Here is a 17,382-nt window from a genome sequence, read left to right as displayed (position 1 = left end):
GTCCTCGCGCACAGGCGTTTTCAGCGGTGGGTGAGGCTTCTGCCTCAGGTGTCGCTCGGTCGGTTCGGGCCCACCCACCCGCCGTTGTCGCAGGTGCGTCCCGTCGGGTCCTTCCGGCCGTGCGCGTACAGCCCGTCCCCCGTGGTCGCGCCGGACGGCGAGGGGAAGAAGCTGGTGTAGGCGAAGCGGCAACTGTCACCACCCGCCGAACGGTCGTGCGCGGGACAGGCCGACGCGGCGGGAACGGCGGCCAGGACGGCGCCGAGCGCGGACACCGACACCACTGCGGCGCGGGTGAACTTCCGCATGGAGTACAAGGGGTTCCCTTTCGTCACCGGGCCGCGCCCTCGCGCGCCCCGGCCACCATGCTGGCGGGAAACCGCCGTCCGGGCCCGGCCACACTCCGGCGCCCCGGCGGCTGCAACCCCAACAGCGGACGCGACCGTCACCACCGCGCCGCCGCCCCGTTGAACCCCTCCGGGTCACTGCTCCACGAGCCGTACGAACGGTATGTTCTCCCCCGCCTGCCGGTAGCCCTCCGCCGTGCCGTCCACCTCGAACCCCATGTACGCCGTCAACTGGCGGGCCGCCTTCGGATGCTTCGGCGCGTACCGCGCCATGATCCGGCCGCCCTCGTCGGCGGGGAGGAAGTGCGCGATCACGGCACACCGCCGGCGGCCCACCTGGATGGTGGCCCTGGGCTGCGCCTGGAGGTTGCGGTACCACTGCGCGCCCGGGCCGAAGCCGGAGGCCAGCGTCCACGTACGGGCCTGCCGGTCGTACGACACCACCTCCAGGACGACCCGCCGGGTCTTGCCCGACGTACGGCCCAGGTGCTCCAGAAGCAGCAGCCGCTTGCCGAAGAGACCGCCGAGACCGAGCCGGTAGAGGTGGATCGGAGCCCGGAAGGCAAGCCGCTTCCAGCCCGTCGGCCGCGCCGGCCTGCCGACCCGCCGCGCCGCCTGCGACGGCCCCTGTCCCGCTTCTGAGTTCGACATACTCCGACGCTAACCCCGACCACCGACAACGGAAGTGGCGCATCCGGCCGAGCTGCGGCACTCGGGCAGTCCGGCTCTGCCCCGGGGGCGCACCAGCGTTCAATACGGCGCTCCGCGTCCGGACGAGACTCACCGCATGAGCACCGACCTGACTGCCGGAACACCGGCCGAGACCGCCGACCGCTTCCCCACGAAGATCGCCATCGTGGTCCGCGAAGACCTCGCCACCTGGCAGAAGCTGAATGTGACGGCCTTCCTGGCGAGCGGCATCGCGCACGCTTCCGACGACATCATGGGCAAGCGGTACGAGGACGCCTCGGCCAACGACTACCTGGCGCTGCTCCGCGAACCGGTCCTGTGCTTCGCCGCCGACTCCGCCGGCCTGGCCCGCACCCGTGCCCGCGCCCTCTCCCGGGAACTGCCCACCGCCCTGTACACCGCGGACATGTTCACCACCGGCAACGACGACGACAACCGCGCGGTCGTACGCGCGGTCGCCGCCGACGACCTCGACCTGGTCGGCGTGGCGGTCCACGGCCCGCGCAAGCCGGTCGACAAGGTGATCAAGGGACTGAAGCTGCACGGCTGATCCCGGGCGCCGGCCCGGGCCCCGGCCGCCACCCGCCGGACGGCCCTGGTCTCCGCCCGCCGGACGGTATGGGGCACGATGTTCGGTATGAGCATCGTGAAGATCAATGTGCTGACCGTACCCGCCGAACAGCGGGAGGTTCTGGAGAAGCGCTTCGGCGCGCGGGCCGGTTCCGTGGAGTCCTCGGACGGCTTCGAGTGGTTCGAGCTGCTGCGCCCGGTCGAGGGCACCGACCAGTACCTCGTCTACACGCGCTGGCGCGACGAGGAGTCGTTCCAGGCGTGGATGGAGGGCCCGATGAAGGCCGCGCACCAGGGCGGTGGCGCGGAAGGCGGCGAGCGGCCCAAGCCCGCCGCTTCCGGGTCCACGCTCTGGTCGTTCGAGGTGGTGCAGCAGGCCGGGCCGAAGGAACAGGGCTGAGCGTACGGGTTCCGGGGGCTTCCGGGGCGGCTCAGAAGTCGAGCAGACGCTGGGCGGTCTCCCGGTAGTGGCGCAGGGCGACGCGGAGCTGTTCGGTGTCGGTGTCGCCCTGCTCCCAGGACGCGTGCAGGGCGCGGCGGCGGGCGGCCAGCGCCTCCGGCAGGAGGGCGGCCAGCTCTTCGTAGATGCCGTCGGCTTCCTGCACGGCCTCGCGGGGGCGGTCGACGAAGCCGTTGACGGCGTGGTCGAGCCGCTGCCGCAGCTTCTCCCGGGCGTCGGAGGGGAGCAGGGGCTCGGGGGCGCCCGCCCGGCCGAAGCCCTCACCGTGGGGGGACGAACCAGGTGCGGAGGAGCCGGGGGCGGACGAAGTAGGAGTGCCGGTTCCGGGGCCGCCGGGCGTTCCCGCCGGGTAGTCGGTCTCGGTGCCGGGCAGACCGGCGTACACACCGGGTACGGACTCGGTGGCGCCCGACGTGGCGGTGGGCGGCGGTGCGGCCGGCTGCTGCGCGCTGCGGTCGCCTTCGTACGCGGCGGCCCCGCGCTCCGGGGGCGGCATGCCTTCGCTCGCCGCGCGCTCCTCGGGCGTCCCGGCGGGACCGGTCCCGCGTTCGTCGTAGGTGCTCATCGCGCACCGCCTTCCGCGGTGTCGTGCCCGTGGCCGCCGCCGTGCGTCCAGGGGGAACGCAGCCGGTCGCCGAGCCGCCGGGCGGTGGGCTTGTGGTTCCGGGTGCCGGGCCGGCCGGCCGCCGGGGCGTGGCCGTCGCGGGCCAGGTCGGCGCGGCCGTGCGCCGTGCCGCCGCGGCCGTGGTTCCGGGGGCCGTGGTCGCGGCCGTGCGAGGTGGCCGAGCGGCCCGTACCGGCTTCGAGGAGTTCGGTGAACAGGGTGCGCGCGTGCACCACGGCGGCGCGCAGTTCCTCGGTACCGGCGGCGTTCTCGGGCCGGTTGTTCCTGGCGCGTACGGCGGTCTCGTGGGCCTTGCGGTAGTCGTGGACGCCCTGCGCGTGGTGGACGGAGAGCGCGTCGGTCTGCTCGTCGTAGGTGTCCGCGGGGTAGCCGCGCTCGCGGGCGAGCCGGCCGATCAGCAGGTCGGCCTCGACGACGGCCTGTTCGGGCTCGTCGACGAACTGCCGCTGCACGGCCTCCCACCGCTCCTCGTACTGCAGGCGCAGTTCGGCGGTGAGCGGCTGCGGGCGGAACGCGCCGTGGCGGTCCAGCCGCTGGTTCAGTTCGCGTTCGGCGGCCGCGGTGTCGCCGTCGTGCACGGCGACGGCCCGTTCGTACTCCGGGCCGAAGCGGCGCCGCAGACCTCTGCTGCCACTGCGCGCGACCTTGGCGCGTGCCATGAGGACGAGAGCGGCGATCACCAGGAGCGCCACCACAGGGACGATGATCAAGGTGATGGACATACGGATCGGGTAGCCGCGGCGCCGGACACCAAACACCGGCTGCTGACGGGCCCTTGGCGCGCGACCGGGCCCGGCGGGGCGCGGCGGCCACGGCCCGGCGCGGCGACTCGGTCCGACGGGTGCCACGGCCCGGCGCCGCACGATATCCGGAGGCGGCGCTCCTTCCCGTACCGGCACAATGCCGCCATGACTGACGCCGCCACCAGGCGCCTGCCCGAGACCTGGCACCTCTCGGTCGAGCCCGACGACTCCCCCGCCGCCACCGCCCTGTTCCGCGCGTACTACACCGAGGTCGCGCAGCGGTACCACACCCTGCACGGGTGGCCGCGGATCACGCCCGAGGAGATCGACGCGGGCGTGGCGGAGTATCCGCCCGGTCAACTGATGCCACCCAACGGGGCGTTGTTCGTCGCCCGGCAGGCCGGTGAAGCCGCCGGATGCGCCGGGCTGCTGCTCATCGACGGCGGGCGCACGGCGGAGCTGAAGCGGGTGTACGTCCGCGAGCCCTGGCGCGGCCGGGGCGCGGCGGGCGTGCTGATGCGCGCCGTCGAGCGGCATGCGGCGGAACTGGGCGCCGAGCGGCTCCGGTTGGACACCCGGCGGGATCTCACCGAGGCCGTCGCGCTCTACCGGGCGTACGGGTACGAAGAGATCCCCGCGTACAAGGAGGACCGGTACGCGGAGCTGTTCTTCGAGAAGGCGGTGGCAGGGGCGGCCCCGGGACGCTGAGGCCGGGCGGGGCTCCGCTCAGCGCCCCGCCGGCGGCCGGCGTCTGCGGGTGTCGTCCCGGCGCGGGCTCTCCGCGTCCGAGCCGCACAGTTCCGCCGTCAGCTCGTCGACCAGTTCCGTGAGGTCGGTCGGCCGGTCCTCGGTCCACCAGTCCCCGAGCAGTTCGGCCAGCGACGCGCGGCGCGCGGCGGCCAGCCGTTCCGCGACCGCCCGGCCCTTGTCGGTGAGGACCAGCGGCAGCCCTTCCCGTACGGCCAGGCCGCGCTCCTCGATCTGCCGGGTCGCGTCGGCGATCACCCGGAACGGCACGATGCTGCGCTCGGAGAGCAGCGCGGGCTCCACCGACCCGAAGCGGTGGATGCGCAGCAGCATCCAGCTCGCCGCGGGCCGGAGGTCCAGCCCGGCCGTTTCGGTGATCCGCTCGTGGACCGCCTTGCGGCCCTCCAGGCTGCCCAGCCGGGACAGCGCACGGCAGACCTCCTCGTACGAGGAACGGTGTACGGGGTTCGAGGAGAGCACCTCGGAGGTGTCGGGCGCGGTGACGCCCCGGCGCAGCGGCTCCTCGCGGAGGAACCAGGCCAGGACGAAGGCGATCAGGACGACCGGGACCGCGTAGAGGAAGACGTCGGTGATGGAGGTCGAGTAGGCGTCGAGCACTCCGGACGCGGCGTCGGGGGGCAGTTGTCCGACCGTCCGCGGGTCTTCCGCGATCCTGGACGGGTCGGTGCCGGGCGGCAGTTGCTTGCCCGCGAGGGCGTCGGCGATCCGGGGCCCCAGCTTGTTGGCGAAGATCGTGCCGAAGATGGAGACGCCGAAGGAGGAGCCGATCGAACGGAAGAAGGTGGCGCCCGAGGTGGCGACGCCGAGGTCCTGGTAGTCGACGGCGTTCTGCACGATCAGGACCAGCACCTGCATGACCAGGCCCAGCCCGAAGCCGAAGACGAAGAAGTACAGGCTCATCACGGTGGTGCTGCTGGCCGGGCCGAGCTGGTGCAGGAGCAGCAGGCCGATCGCCGTGACGGCGGTGCCGGCGATGGGGAAGACCTTGTAGCGCCCGGTACGGCTGACGAGCTGGCCGGACCCGGTCGAGGACAGCAGCATGCCGATCACCATCGGCAGCATGTGCACGCCGGACATGGTCGGTGAGACGCCCTGCACCACCTGGAGGAAGGTCGGCAGATAGGTCATCGAGCCGAACATCGCGAAGCCGATGACGAAGCCGATGACCGCCGTGAGGGTGAAGGAGCGCAGCCGGAACAGGCGCAGCGGGAGGACCGGTTCGGCGGCCCGGCGCTCGACGGCGACGAACACGGCCAGCAGGACCAGGCCGAGCACCCCGAGGCCGATGATCTGCCAGGAGCCCCAGCCGTAGCTGACGCCGCCGAGCGAGGTCATCAGGACGAAGCAGGCGGCGACCGCGGCGATCAGGACGGTGCCGAGGTAGTCGATGCGGTGCGGGGTGCGGCGGACGGGGATGTGCAGCACCGCGGCGATCACGGCCAGCGCGACGATCCCGATGGGCAGGTTGATGTAGAACACCCAGCGCCAGCTCAGGTGGTCCACGAACAGGCCGCCGAGCAGCGGCCCGAGGACGCTGGTGGCGCCGAAGACCGCGCCGAACAGGCCCTGGTAGCGGCCGCGGTCGCGGGGCGGCACGATGTCGCCGACGATCGCCATCGACAGCACGATCAGCCCGCCGCCGCCCAGCCCCTGGACGGCGCGGAACGCGATGAGCTGCGGCATGTCCTGCGCGATGCCGCACAGCGCGGACCCGATCAGGAAGATCACGATGGCGGTCTGGAACAGCCGCTTGCGCCCGTACTGGTCGCCGAGCTTGCCCCACAGCGGGGTCGCGGCGGTCGAAGCCAGCAGGTACGCGGTGACCACCCAGGACAGGTGGTCCAGACCGCCGAGGTCGCTGACGATGGTGGGCAGCGCGGTGGCGACGATGGTCTGGTCGAGTGCCGCGATGAGCAGACCGAGCAGCAGCGCGCCGATCGCGACGAGGACCGTCCGCCGGGACTGCCCCTCGCCGGGCACGGCCGGGGCACCGGTGTCCTGCGCCATGAGTGTCTCTCCTCGTGCGGGTCGTGCGGGCCGGCCGTACGACGGGGCGTACGGGCGGGGCCTGCGGGCGGACCGTACGGACGGGGCCGGGCTTCCCTCCATCCTGATCGTTTCGGCGGGATACGGCCTGCTGAACGGGGTGCGGCCGGGCGGTGCCAGGAGGCTCCCTGTGCAGGAAGGGATCAGACCGGGATAATCACTGACCGATCGAGAGGTTCAGGAGGGGGAACGCTCGTGACGGCTCAGTCCTGCCCGCACTGCTCGGCACCCACGCGTGACGACGGCCGGCCGAGGTGTCTGTGCGAGGCGGCCGGCGCCGAGGACTTCGATCCCCTGCGGGTACGCCCGTACGTGCGGCTGCCGGACGGGGCGGATGCCACCGGGACGGCGGCGGGCACGACGGCGGACGCCATGCGCCCCGACCCGCGTCCCGCGCCACGCTTCGGCTCCCGTACGGTGCCGCCGGCCGGGTCCCGGCCGGGGGCGCGCGCCGGGTCGCGCGCGGGCCTGCGCTCCGGAGGGCGGACGGAGACACAAGCCGGTCCGCACGCCGGTTCACCTGCCGACGCCCGCGCCGTCCCCCGTACCGGCACCCACGCCGAGGCCGCGGCCGACACCCGTGCCCACCCAGGCTCCCGGGCCCGCATCGGCGCCGATGACCTCACCTCCACCGCAACCGACACCGGCGCCGACACCCCCGCCCACGAAGTCTCCCGGCGCCGTAGGAAGCAGGCGGCCCTGGCCGCCATGGCGGTCTCCGCGGCAGGCCTGGCAGCGGGCGCGGTGCTGCTCAGCGGCGCGCTGCTGTCCGACACGGACCAGGACCGCGCGCTGCCCGACACCCACCGGCACATGCCCAGCGCGGCCCGCCCCTCGGGCAGCGGCGACGGCAGCCCCGAAGGAGGCGGCCCGGGGCGCCGCGCCGCGCCGCCGCCCGCGGTCCCCACGCGGGTGCCGCAGCAGGTGACCAGGTCCGAGCCGTCCGCCGGCCCGTCCCGTGCCTCGTCCCCGGCCCCCGGCCCGTCGTCGGCCCCGAGTACGGCCACGGCGTCCGGCAGCATCACCAGGGCCCCGGAGAGCCGTGCGCCGAGCAGCCCGCCGGACGGGCCGATGGTGCTGCGGGAGGGGGCCAGCGGGCCGGAGGTCCTGGAGCTGCAGCGGCGGCTGGAGCAGGTGGCCGTGTACCCGGGCCCGGAGAGCGGCCGTTTCGACGTCGCCGTACGCGAAGCCGTCGCCGCGTTCCAGCGGTTCCACGGGCTGCGGCAGGACCCGGCCGGTGTCTACGGGGTGCAGACCCGGCGGTCGCTGGAGGCCCGTACGGTCGAACCGTGAGCGGGGGCGCGCGGGGCGTCCGGGGCCGGTGCGCGCGGGCCGCAGGAGGGGGCGGTTGGCCTCTCGCGGAGGCTCTTTGTATCGTGTAGGAACAAAGTGGTTCCGCCCGCACTCCCTGACCGGCGGGCGGAGCCGCTTGACTCTTTCCTCAGCGCCCAGGAGCCCGCCGATGCCGGCAACCACCCCGCTCACAGCCCGCGCCCTGCTGCTGGACATGGACAGCACGATCGTGAACTCCGAGGCCGTGGTCGAGCGCTGCTGGCGCCGCTGGGCCGCCGAGCAGGGGCTCGACGCGGACGAGGTGCTCAAGGTGGTGCACGGCCGGCAGGGCTGGGCCACGATGGCCGCCCTGCTCCCCGACCGCCCGATGGAACTCAACCACGAGGACAACCGGCGGATGCTGGCGCAGGAGACCGCCGACGTGGACGGCGTCGTCCCGGTGCCCGGCGCGCCCGCCTTCATGGCCGCCCTCGCCCGGCTCCCGCACGCCCTGGTGACCTCCGCCGACGTCGCCCTGTCCGACGCCCGCATGGGCGCGGCCGGGCTGCCGATGCCGGACGTACGGATCACCGCCGAGTCGGTCAGCGCCAGCAAGCCGGACCCCGAGGGCTTCCTCAAGGGCGCGGCCGAGCTGGGGTACGCGCCCGAGGACTGCGTGGTCTTCGAGGACTCCGAGGCCGGTATCGCGGCCGGGCGCGCGGCCGGGATGCGGGTGGTCGGCGTCGGCGAGCGGGCCGCGGCCTTCGGACCCGACGTCCACGTACGCGACCTGGAGCAGATCCGGGTCGAGGCGCTCGCGGACGGGTCGATCGCGCTGCACATCGAGGGCTGATACATCGAGGACCGACGGGGCGGGGACCCCAGCAGGCGTCCCCGCCCCGCACCCGTACTCAGCCCACGATCGCCTCATACAGGCTGAACCCGGCCAGCAGCACCATCACCGCCGCCGCCACCTTCGTGATCAGCTTGAGCGGTACGTACTTCATGAGCGTGCGGCCGCCGAGGATGCCCAGGCCCGCCACCGCCCACAGGGCCAGCACCGCGCCGACGCCCACCGAGACCGGGTCGTCGTAGCGGGCGGCGAGGTTCGCGGTCATGATCTGGGTCAGATCGCCGAACTCGGCGACCAGGATCATCATGAAGCCCGCCCCGGAGACCTTCCAGAAGCTCTGGTCGGCGGGCTTCTTGACCTCTTCCTCGTCCTCGTCCTTCTTGAAGAGCAGCACGGCCGCGCCCGCGAGGAAGAGCACGCCGACGACCGCCTGCACGAGGCGGTGCGGGAGCAGCGACAGCACGCTGCCCGCGGCGATGGCGAGCGCGACGTGCACGGCGAAGGCCGCGGCGACGCCGGCGAACACGTACGAAGCGCGGTAGCGGGTGCCGAGCATCAGCCCGGCGAGGGCGGTCTTGTCCGGCAGCTCGGCCAGGAAAACGACGCCGAAGACGACGGCGGCGACGGTGAAACTGAACACGGGGTGTCTTACCTCGATCGGTCGGGCCGCACCGAGGGGCCCGGAAAAGGGGTCGCTTCGGCACGGCAGCGTCTCTTGCGCACACGTGCGTCTGCGCAAACACTGCGGCCGAAGGTCTCGCTGGCGCGGCAAGGACACCGGTCTCCTGCCACGCTCCGGGCGCCGGCCCACCGCGGGCGGCCTGTCACCTGGGCGGTGGCGGCCGACGGGCGGGCAGTATGTCGACGGTCCGGCGAAGAGCTACTCCCCTTCTGCTGCGCCCAAGGGTACGCGGTGCAGCCGCCCGCGGGCCACCAGCTCCAGCACCACCGCCACCGCCGCCGTCTGGACGGCGAGCAGCGCCACCAGGACGAACAGTTGCACGGCGCCCGCCTGAACGGGTGACGCGCCGCCGAGCAGCATGCCGACGAAGGCCCCGGGGAGCGTGACGAGTCCCACGGTGCGGGTCTGGTCCAGGCCCGGCAGCAGCGCGTCGGACGCGGCCGGACGGGCGACCTCCATCCGGGCCTCCCGGTCGAGCAGGCCCAGCGCCAGCCCCGCCTCCACCTCCCCGTGCCGCGTCTCCAGCTCGTCCAGGGCCCGCCGCCCGCCGAGGACGGTGGCGGTGAGGGCGCCGCCGATGAGGATGCCCGCGACGGGAATGAGGGTGATGCCGCGCGGCGGCACCAGGCCGGTGAGCACCAGGGCGCCGACGACCGGCACGACCCCGGCGGCGAGGGGCGCCGCGGCCCACCACCAGGTGCGGTTCGGGGTGAGGCGGCGGCCCGCGGTCCGTACGGCGACCGTGAACATCAGCACGAGGAAGCAGAGCAGCCAGGGCACGGACCGGACGACCCAGCCGATGAGGTACGAGACGGCGGCGAGCTGGAGGGCGGCGCGCAGGCCCGCGAGGGCGACGGCCCGCGCGTGGCCGAGGCGGGCGAGGGCGGCGGCGGCCACGGCGGCGGCCAGCAGGACGGCGAGAGCGATCCCGAGGGTGGCATTGACCGGCAGCAGCACGCGCTCACTGTAGGGCGGCGGCGGAAGGGCGCGCCGGGTACGCCACGGCGGAGGCCGGCACTCCGGAAGGGGCGCACGCGCCCGCGCGCGCCACATTCCGGAGCGCCGGGGGCGGGTGACGTCACGTCAACCCCTTGAACTGACGTGGGCATGTCGTCACTCTGTTACCTGGAGCCCGCCCGGCGGTAACCCCACGACGCCACCATGAGCTCCGTCCCGCACCTCAACTTCCCCCCACCGACAGGGAGTTACGATGCCCAAGGTCTACGCGCGTCGCGTATCGGTCGCCGCCGGCTCCGCCGCCGCCCTCGCCTGCACACTCGTGCTCGGCACCCAGAGCGCCCAGGCCGCACCGCCCACCCCGCCGGACGCCGCCACGGCCCGTGCGTACCTCGCCCAGCTCACGGAGGCACCTCAGGGCTCGCAGGACGGCTACAGCCGCGACAAGTTCCCGCACTGGTCCGACCAGGGCAAGAACTGCAACACGCGCGAGGTGGTGCTCAAGCGGGACGGCGAGAACGTGCAGACCGACGGCAAGTGCGCCGCGACCAGCGGCACCTGGAAGTCGGCCTACGACGACGGCGTGTGGAACAAGGCGTCCGACGTGGACATCGACCACGTCGTCCCGCTGTCGGAGGCGTGGAAGTCCGGCGCCTCGAAGTGGACCACCGAGCGCCGCAAGGAACTGGCCAACGACCTCACCCACTCGCAGTTGATCGCCGTCACCGACAACGTGAACCAGGAGAAGGGCGACAAGGACCCGGCCAAGTGGCTGCCGCCGAAGACCTCGTACCACTGCATGTACGCCCGGATGTGGGTGTCGGTGAAACACGTGTACGGGCTGACGGCCGACGCGGCCGAGAAGGCGGCGCTGAAGAAGATCCTGGACCGCTGCTGAACACCGCCTCCGGGCGGCCGCTGCTGAATGGTTACTCCTGCTGCCACGCCTGCCCGGCGCCGGACCCGGTGACCGGCTGACGCAACCGTGCGGCCGGACGGCTCCGTCTTTCCCCGCGAGGAGGCCGGAGCCGTCCCGTCGCCCCGCGACCGGCTCCTATCCTCTGAGCACATACGTACGGGCACCGGCCCGTACGAGGGGAGGATCGCCGATGGCCGGGCTGCTCCTGGGGCCGCTGCTGCGGTACGTGGACGAGATCAGCGCGACGGTGTGGGTCGAGACCGACCGGCCCTGCGAGGTGCACGTCCGCTGCGAGAACGGCGCCGGCGGCGCCGAACGCACGTGGCAGGTGGCCGGGCACCACTACGCGCTGGTGCCCGTCGCCGGACTGACACCGGCCGGCGAGACCCCGTACCGGGTCCTGCTCGACGGCGAACAGGTCTGGCCGCAGCCCGGCAGCCGCTTCCCGGAGAGCACGATCCGCACTCCGGCGGCCCCGGGCGGCGACCCGGCGGACCAGCACCTGCGGGTCGCGTTCGGCTCCTGCCGCTGGGCCGCGCCGCCCGCCGACGCGCACGACCCGGTGGGCCCGGACGCCCTGGACACCCTCGCCGCCGCGCTCGCCGCCGACCCCGCGCGCCCGCGCCCGGACGTCCTGCTCCTGCTGGGCGACCAGGTGTACGCCGACCAGACCTCGGACGCGACCGCCCAGTTGTTCGCCACCCGCCGCGACACCTCCGAACCGCCCTGGCGGCAGGTCGCGGACTACGAGGAGTACACCCACCTCTATGCCGAGTCCTGGCTCGACCCGGAGGTGCGCTGGCTGCTGTCCACCGTCCCGAGCTGCATGATCTTCGACGATCATGACGTGATCGACGATTGGAACACCTCCGCCGCCTGGCAGACCCGGATGCGCGCGGCCTCCTGGTGGCGGGAGCGGGTGCTGGGCGGCCTGATGTCGTACTGGGTGTATCAGCACCTGGGCAACCTCTCCCCCGCCGAGCTGGAGAAGGACGAGCTGTACGCCCGGGTGCGCGCGCTGCCGGACGGCACCGCCCTGGTGCGGGAGTTCGTCTCGGCGGCCGACGCCGACCCGGGCTGCGCGCGCTGGAGCTACCGCCGCGACTTCGGCCGCGTACGGCTGGTCATGGTCGACACCCGCGCCACCCGCGTCCTGGACGAGGGGCGGCGGGCGATGCTCGACCCCGCCGAGGCGGAGTGGCTGCGCGAACAGGTGCTGGCCGACCACGGCGCGTACGACCACCTGCTCATCGGCAGCTCGCTGCCCTGGCTCCTGCCGAACCTGATCCACGACGCGGAGGGCTGGAACGCCGCCCTGTGCGCCGGGGCGCGCGGCGCGCGCTGGGCGCGCCGGAGCGAGTCGCTGCGGCAGCGGGCCGACCTGGAGCACTGGGCGGCGTTCCCGGAGTCCTTCGCCGCGCTCACCGACCTGCTCGCCGAGGCCGGTTCGGGCGACGCGGCACCGGCGACGGTGTGCGTGCTGTCCGGCGACGTGCATCACGCGTACGTGGCCGAGCCGCACTGGCGCGACCGCCCCGCACCCGCCGCGCGCGTCCTCCAACTGACCTGTTCACCCGTGCACAACAGCATTCCCGCCACCATGCGGGCCGGCTTCCGCTTCGGCTGGAGCCGGCTCGGCCGCCGGCTGGGCCACGCGCTGGCCCGGCACGCCCGGCTGGAGCGGCCGTCGATCAACTGGCGCCGCACGGGCGGCCCGTGGTTCGGCAACCAGTTGATGACCCTGGCGCTGAACGGGCGCACCGCACGGCTGCGGCTGGACCAGGCGCAGTGCGAGCGGGGCGGTGGCGCGCGGCTGGTCTGCGCGTGGGACGAGCAGGTGGCGGGGCGCTCGGAGCAGGAGGCGGGGAAGGGGCAGAACGAGGCGAGGGGGCAGGGAAAGGGGAAGTTATAGGTCCGGGGCAGGAGAAGGACAGTTCTTCCCTCTCACTTCTCCCCCTTTCGCCGGGTTCTTCATCTGCTCTTTTCCCTGACCTGTCGCCGCGCTTTCCGCCGGGCCGGGCTTCTGCTGCCGTCGACGTCTTCCGCCCGCCGGACGGGCGTATTGCGGGGCATCCCGGGGTGAATTCGGTGGCCAGTACAAACACTTACCCCACCGTGCGCCGCCCCCGGGCGCCACTTCGCGCCATGACCGTTTTCGGCCAACGGCCGGATATGGCCAGATGTTGAACTTGCAAGTACCTATTAGGTCTCCCTAACCTTTCTCCTTGTCGGTTCCCGTCCCCGAAACCGCAGGAGTTCCCCCATGTCCGCTCCCTCCCCGGTGACCGAGTTCACCGAACGAATCAAGCCGCACACCCTCTCGCTCTTCCGCATCGTCACCGGCCTGCTCTTCGCCTGCCATGGCGCGTCCTCGCTGTTCGGCATCCTGGGCGGCGCGATGGGCAAGGGCCTGACCGTGCCCGCGGGCACCTGGCCCGGCTGGTACGCGGCCGTCATCCAGTTCGTCGGCGGCCTCCTGGTGATGCTGGGCCTCGGCACCCGCGCCGCGGCCCTGATCAGCTCCGGCTCCATGGCGTACGCGTACTTCTCGGTGCACGCCGGCGAGTCCCTGTGGCCGCTGCAGAACGGCGGCGAGCTGTCCGTACTGTTCTGCTGGGCGTTCCTGCTGCTGGTCTTCACCGGCCCCGGCACCTGGTCGCTGGACCACCTGCTCTTCCGCTCCCGGCAGTCGGCCGACGCCACGGACGGCGTCCGGCGCGAGCCGAGCGCGGTCTGACGGCAGACCGGCGGCCCGCAGGTCCGCCACCCGGCGACGAGCGGCGGCCCCCGGTACCCACCGGGGGCCGCCGCTCTTTCGGAGCCGTGCCGGAGTCCGGCGACGTGCAGCACCGGTGCCGCCGCCGGACTCACCGGAACCCGCTCACCGGAACCGTCAGAAGAGCTTCCCCAGGAGGCCGCTGACGGCCTTCGCGGCTTCCTTCGACTGGTTGAACGGCACGGAGTAGCACGCGACCACCCGGCCGGCGGTCCCCGCCACCCCGGCCTTGGTCGCGGTGCGGTGCTCGTGGATCACCACGGACCGCGCCTCGCCGGACCGGAAACGCCAGGCGTTGCGGGAGACGGAGCTCGCCTCGCCCTTCCCGTCGGTGGTGAAATCCAGCCAGACCTCGTTCTTCGGGTTGGCGTACGCCGGGTCGACGGAGGGCGTGCGCGGGTCCTTGCGGTGCTGGTAGTGCGGCCCCGAGCTCTCCGGGCGGACCCCGCACGTCCCCGTGTGGACGTGCGCCCCGTACGTGCGGTTCGCCACCAGGCCGTCCACCCGCAGGCCGACCCGGGTGCGGTCGCTGTTGGCGCGCTCACTGACCGTGACGTGGGAGTTCACGGGCACCAGCTTGGGGTCGTACGTCAGCGCCCGGCTCAGCATCGCGCCGTTCGGGCGGGTGAACTGCGCCGCGATGGTGACCGAGTAGTCCTGATTGACGGTGTTCTTCGTGACCTTGTCGCCGTCCGCCGCGACCGCCGCCGGGGCGAGCAGGAGCGTGCCCGCCGTGGCGAGGGCCGCCACGGAGGCGCCCGCCGTCCTGGCGACCGTCCGCGGCCGCGCCCGTGCCGGTGTCGGCGTCGGTGTCGGCGTCGGCGTCGCACCGCCCCTGGCCCGTCCGCCGTGCACGGCCCGCCCGCGGCCGGCGGCCGGTCCCGCCGCGCCCTCCGGCACCTCCGATGACTTCTGCGCCACCGACGACTCCCTCAACCTCTGCATCCCTGTCTCCATTCGTGTGCCGTTCCGCTCCGGAGCACCCTGTTTGCGCGCTTCACAAGGCGCCCATATCGGCACATAACATGCCCAAAGCCGCGCTCTTTTGCGCCACGGCCGGAGCAGACGGGTGACAGTGCCGCCCGGGGTGGTTCCGCAGGGGTGTGAAGCCGACAACACCGTGTGCCCTGGAACGTCACGGCGGACCGGCCAGGCGTACGCTGTATGGCGGTACAGCCGCCCCAGCCGCCGATGCGACGTCGCGGCAGGGGATCGGATCAGGAGAAGGACGTTGTTGGAAAGCCTGGGGTCGTTGAGCGACACCCCTTGGGTCTACGCGATCGTCGGACTCTCCGTACTCCTCGACGTCTTCGTGCCGATCCTGCCCAGCGGTGTCCTGGTGATCACCGCCGCCACCACGGCCGCGGGCACCCGTACCGCGGCCGGCGCGGTGGGCGTCTCCACCTCCGTACGCGGTGACGCCGACCTCGCCGAGATGCTGGCCCTGGTGCTGTGCGCCGCGACCGCCTCGGTGCTCGGCGACATGGTCGCCTACCGGCTCGCCTGGCGCGGCGGCGACCGCTTCGACCGCGCCATCGCCCGCTCCCGGCGGCTGACCGCGGCCCAGGAACGGCTCGGCGCGGCGCTGACCCGGGGCGGCGGCGGCATCGTCGTCCTGGCCCGCTTCGCGCCCGCCGGACGATCGGTGGTCAGCCTCGGCGCCGGGGTCGCGCACCGTACGGTCCGGGAGTTCCTGCCGTGGTCCGCGCTGGCCGGGCTGGCCTGGGCCGCGTACGGGGTGAGCCTCGGCTATGTGGGCGGCCAGTGGCTGGGCGTGTCGTGGATCAGCACCGCCATGTCGGTGTTCGCGCTGTTCGCGGCCGGGTCCGCGGCGGTCTTTCTGATGCGCAGGCCGGAGCGCCGGGCCGAGGCGTTCACGGCGGCCGGCTCGGACTGACCGGCTGCCGGAGGCCGGGGCCGGAAGACGCAGGCCCGGGGCCGGAGAAAAGCGCGAGCCGATTGTCAGACCCCGGTGCGACCATGTGGGCATGAACACCTGGCAGTGCCGCCCCGAGACTCCCGAGGACATCCCGGCCGTCCGCCGGATCAACCTGGCCGCCTTCGAGACCGCGGGCGAGGCCGACCTCGTCGACGCGCTGCGGCAGGACCCGGCGGCCTGGCTGCCGGGTCTTTCGTACGTGGCCGAGCCGGCCGGCAGCACGGCGGCGCCCGCGTCCGTCGTCGCGCACGCGCTGCTCACCCGCTGTCACATAGCCGGCGAACCAGCCGTCGCGCTCGCGCCGTGCGCGGTGCTGCCCGAGTACCACAAGCAGGGCGCGGGCAGCGCCGTTGTCCGGGCCCTGCTGGACGCGGCCCGGGCGGCCGGCGAGCGGACGGCCGTCGTACTGGGCCACCCGCCGTACTACCCCAGGTTCGGCTTCGAGCCCGCCGCTTCCCGCTTCGGCATCCTGCCGCCGCAGGAGTGGCCGGACGAAGCGTTCCTGGCCCTGTCCCTGGACGGCAGCACACCTCCGCGCGGCACGGTGCGCTACGCGGAGGCGTTCGGCATCGGCTGAGGAGAGCGGCAGGGTCGAGCGAAGGGCCGGGGCAGCTCGGGCCGCTCCGTTGGGCCGGCCGGGTGGGGCGCGGGTTACGGGCGCTCGCGCTACTCCGCTTCCCGGCTCCGCTCCGTCTCCTCCGGCACGACCGCGATCGGGCTCACCGCGTGCAGCAGTACGGCGTGGGCGACCGAGCCGAGCCGACGGCCGACCGGCAGCCGCCTGCGGTGCCGGGCGACCACGACCAGATCGCTGGCCTTGGACGCCTCGACGAGCTGCCCGGCGGCGTCCGCGTTCCGCAGTTCGGCCGTCACCGCCACCTCGGGATAGCGCTCGCGGTACGGCGCGAGCGTCTGCGTCACCTGCTCGACCAGGGCGTCCTCGTACTCCTGCTGAGTGCCTTCGTAGGCCGCGATGTATTCGAACGACGGCGGCGTCAGCATCGGCCAGGCATAGCCGGAGACCACCTTGAGGCGGGCTCCGCGACGGCTCGCCTCGGCGAAGGCGAAGCCGATCGCGCCCGGCTCGTCCGAGGAGGCGTCGACTCCGAGGGTGACCTGCGGCGGGTCGGGACGGACCACCTCACCGTCCGCACCGACCCCGGCGCCGGCCCGGTCCGGGCGCGGCACGACCACCACGGGCCCTTCCGAGTGCGCCGCGCACGCCATGCCGTTCGAGCCGAGCAGCAGGCTGGCGAAGCCGCCGCGCCCGCGCGAGCCGAGCACCAGCAGTTGCGCTTCGGCGCCGAGGGCGGGCAGCAGCGTGTCGGTGAGCCCGCTGAGACTGCGGAACTCGACACCCGGCAGCCCGGCCGTGTCGGCCTGCCCGTCCAGCGTCTTGCGCAGCTCGTCCAGGACCGGGTCACCGATGCCGGACTCGGCCGCCGCGCGGCCTTCCGAGGTGACGTACGGCCAGACGTGTACGACCTGCAGCGGCGCGGACCGCAGCCGGGCCGCCTCGATCGCCCAGCGCAGCGCCCGCTCGCTGTCGGGAGATCCGTCCACCGCGACAATGACCGGCAGGGTGTCCATGTACGCCTCCATACGACCAACAGCGTGTGCTATGCCCAACTATTTCCATACTCCTACCCCGTGCCGCCTCGAACACAGGGGACGAAGGTCCCTCCCCGGCACGGAGTAGAGTCGAACGTCACTTCTCAGCCCCTTACCTGGGACG

Annotated in this window: 19 protein-coding genes; 10 read left to right on the top strand and 9 right to left on the bottom strand. The window is 73.3% G+C overall.

All coding sequences use genetic code 11. From position 1 onward, the window contains the following. Window positions 1–44 precede the first annotated feature (44 nt). Window positions 45–308, bottom strand: a complete 264-nt coding sequence (locus tag EJG53_RS29075; protein ID WP_125047372.1) for a hypothetical protein — start codon at window positions 306–308, stop codon at window positions 45–47. A gap of 174 nt (window positions 309–482) precedes the next feature. After that, on the bottom strand, window positions 483–998 hold the full coding sequence (locus tag EJG53_RS29070) for a nitroreductase family deazaflavin-dependent oxidoreductase (protein WP_125047371.1): 516 nt from the start codon (window positions 996–998) through the stop codon (window positions 483–485). 136 nt (window positions 999–1,134) lie between these two features. Here EJG53_RS29070 and EJG53_RS29065 point away from each other — a divergent pair, with 136 nt between their 5' ends. Together EJG53_RS29065 and EJG53_RS29060 are read left to right on the top strand one after the other, a co-directional pair. Further along, window positions 1,135–1,587, top strand: a complete 453-nt coding sequence (locus EJG53_RS29065) for a DUF2000 domain-containing protein (RefSeq protein WP_125047370.1) — start codon at window positions 1,135–1,137, stop codon at window positions 1,585–1,587. Window positions 1,588–1,674: 87 nt separating this feature from the next. Continuing rightward, window positions 1,675–2,007 carry an antibiotic biosynthesis monooxygenase family protein gene (locus EJG53_RS29060; RefSeq protein ID WP_030024376.1) on the top strand — a complete coding sequence of 111 codons (333 nt, stop codon included), beginning with the start codon at window positions 1,675–1,677 and terminating at the stop codon, window positions 2,005–2,007. Between the two features lie 31 nt (window positions 2,008–2,038). On the opposite strand, the gene EJG53_RS29055 is transcribed toward EJG53_RS29060, so the two are convergent. Both EJG53_RS29055 and EJG53_RS29050 read right to left on the bottom strand, forming a co-directional pair. Continuing rightward, window positions 2,039–2,632: a hypothetical protein gene (locus tag EJG53_RS29055; RefSeq protein ID WP_125047369.1), complete on the bottom strand. Its 594-nt coding sequence runs from the start codon at window positions 2,630–2,632 to the stop codon at window positions 2,039–2,041. Then, a complete protein-coding gene (locus EJG53_RS29050) occupies window positions 2,629–3,414 on the bottom strand; it encodes a hypothetical protein (protein WP_125047368.1) in 786 nt (261 codons plus the stop codon). Before EJG53_RS29050 ends, EJG53_RS29055 begins: the two co-directional genes overlap by 4 nt. A gap of 186 nt (window positions 3,415–3,600) precedes the next feature. Here EJG53_RS29050 and EJG53_RS29045 point away from each other — a divergent pair, with 186 nt between their 5' ends. After that, entirely contained in the window at window positions 3,601–4,143 is a 543-nt protein-coding gene (locus EJG53_RS29045; RefSeq protein WP_125047367.1) for a GNAT family N-acetyltransferase, read from the top strand. 18 nt (window positions 4,144–4,161) lie between these two features. Here the strand turns inward: EJG53_RS29045 and EJG53_RS29040 are convergent, their stop codons facing one another. Beyond that, a complete protein-coding gene (locus tag EJG53_RS29040; RefSeq protein ID WP_125047366.1) occupies window positions 4,162–6,210 on the bottom strand; it encodes an MDR family MFS transporter in 2,049 nt (682 codons plus the stop codon). Window positions 6,211–6,444: 234 nt separating this feature from the next. Here EJG53_RS29040 and EJG53_RS29035 point away from each other — a divergent pair, with 234 nt between their 5' ends. Next, on the top strand, window positions 6,445–7,542 hold the full coding sequence (locus EJG53_RS29035) for a peptidoglycan-binding domain-containing protein (protein ID WP_125047365.1): 1,098 nt from the start codon (window positions 6,445–6,447) through the stop codon (window positions 7,540–7,542). Window positions 7,543–7,711: 169 nt separating this feature from the next. Further along, entirely contained in the window at window positions 7,712–8,374 is a 663-nt protein-coding gene (locus tag EJG53_RS29030; protein ID WP_125047364.1) for an HAD-IA family hydrolase, read from the top strand. Between the two features lie 58 nt (window positions 8,375–8,432). Here the strand turns inward: EJG53_RS29030 and EJG53_RS29025 are convergent, their stop codons facing one another. Next, complete coding sequence (locus tag EJG53_RS29025; RefSeq protein WP_125047363.1) at window positions 8,433–9,014, bottom strand: TMEM165/GDT1 family protein; 582 nt, start codon at window positions 9,012–9,014, stop codon at window positions 8,433–8,435. Window positions 9,015–9,254: 240 nt separating this feature from the next. Continuing rightward, the gene (locus EJG53_RS29020) at window positions 9,255–10,013 is read right to left on the bottom strand and encodes an ABC transporter permease (RefSeq protein ID WP_125047362.1); all 759 of its coding nucleotides are present in this window, start codon (window positions 10,011–10,013) and stop codon (window positions 9,255–9,257) included. A gap of 253 nt (window positions 10,014–10,266) precedes the next feature. Between EJG53_RS29020 and EJG53_RS29015 the strand changes: the two genes are divergently transcribed. The 3 genes from EJG53_RS29015 to EJG53_RS29005 all read left to right on the top strand — a co-directional run bounded on the left by EJG53_RS29015 (window position 10,267) and on the right by EJG53_RS29005 (window position 13,669). Continuing rightward, the gene (locus EJG53_RS29015; protein WP_125047361.1) at window positions 10,267–10,911 is read left to right on the top strand and encodes an HNH endonuclease family protein; all 645 of its coding nucleotides are present in this window, start codon (window positions 10,267–10,269) and stop codon (window positions 10,909–10,911) included. A gap of 211 nt (window positions 10,912–11,122) precedes the next feature. After that, window positions 11,123–12,844: an alkaline phosphatase D family protein gene (locus EJG53_RS29010; protein WP_125047360.1), complete on the top strand. Its 1,722-nt coding sequence runs from the start codon at window positions 11,123–11,125 to the stop codon at window positions 12,842–12,844. Between the two features lie 351 nt (window positions 12,845–13,195). Beyond that, window positions 13,196–13,669, top strand: coding sequence for a DoxX family protein (locus EJG53_RS29005; protein ID WP_125047359.1), 474 nt, complete (start codon window positions 13,196–13,198; stop codon window positions 13,667–13,669). Between the two features lie 156 nt (window positions 13,670–13,825). On the opposite strand, the gene EJG53_RS41635 is transcribed toward EJG53_RS29005, so the two are convergent. Beyond that, window positions 13,826–14,629, bottom strand: a complete 804-nt coding sequence (locus EJG53_RS41635; RefSeq protein WP_244955389.1) for a superoxide dismutase family protein — start codon at window positions 14,627–14,629, stop codon at window positions 13,826–13,828. A 331-nt stretch (window positions 14,630–14,960) separates the two neighbouring features. Between EJG53_RS41635 and EJG53_RS28995 the strand changes: the two genes are divergently transcribed. Then, a complete protein-coding gene (locus EJG53_RS28995; RefSeq protein WP_031003603.1) occupies window positions 14,961–15,605 on the top strand; it encodes a DedA family protein in 645 nt (214 codons plus the stop codon). Between the two features lie 91 nt (window positions 15,606–15,696). Next, window positions 15,697–16,224: a GNAT family N-acetyltransferase gene (locus EJG53_RS28990; protein WP_125047358.1), complete on the top strand. Its 528-nt coding sequence runs from the start codon at window positions 15,697–15,699 to the stop codon at window positions 16,222–16,224. Between the two features lie 89 nt (window positions 16,225–16,313). Here EJG53_RS28990 and EJG53_RS28985 read toward each other — a convergent pair whose 3' ends face one another. Further along, on the bottom strand, window positions 16,314–17,237 hold the full coding sequence (locus tag EJG53_RS28985) for a universal stress protein (protein WP_125047357.1): 924 nt from the start codon (window positions 17,235–17,237) through the stop codon (window positions 16,314–16,316). Window positions 17,238–17,382: the final 145 nt, after the last annotated feature.

It is taken from the genome of Streptomyces chrestomyceticus JCM 4735, from assembly GCF_003865135.1.
GTDB classification, from domain to species: Bacteria; Actinomycetota; Actinomycetes; order Streptomycetales; family Streptomycetaceae; genus Streptomyces; species Streptomyces chrestomyceticus.
This window is presented reverse-complemented; position numbering and strand designations above follow the sequence as displayed.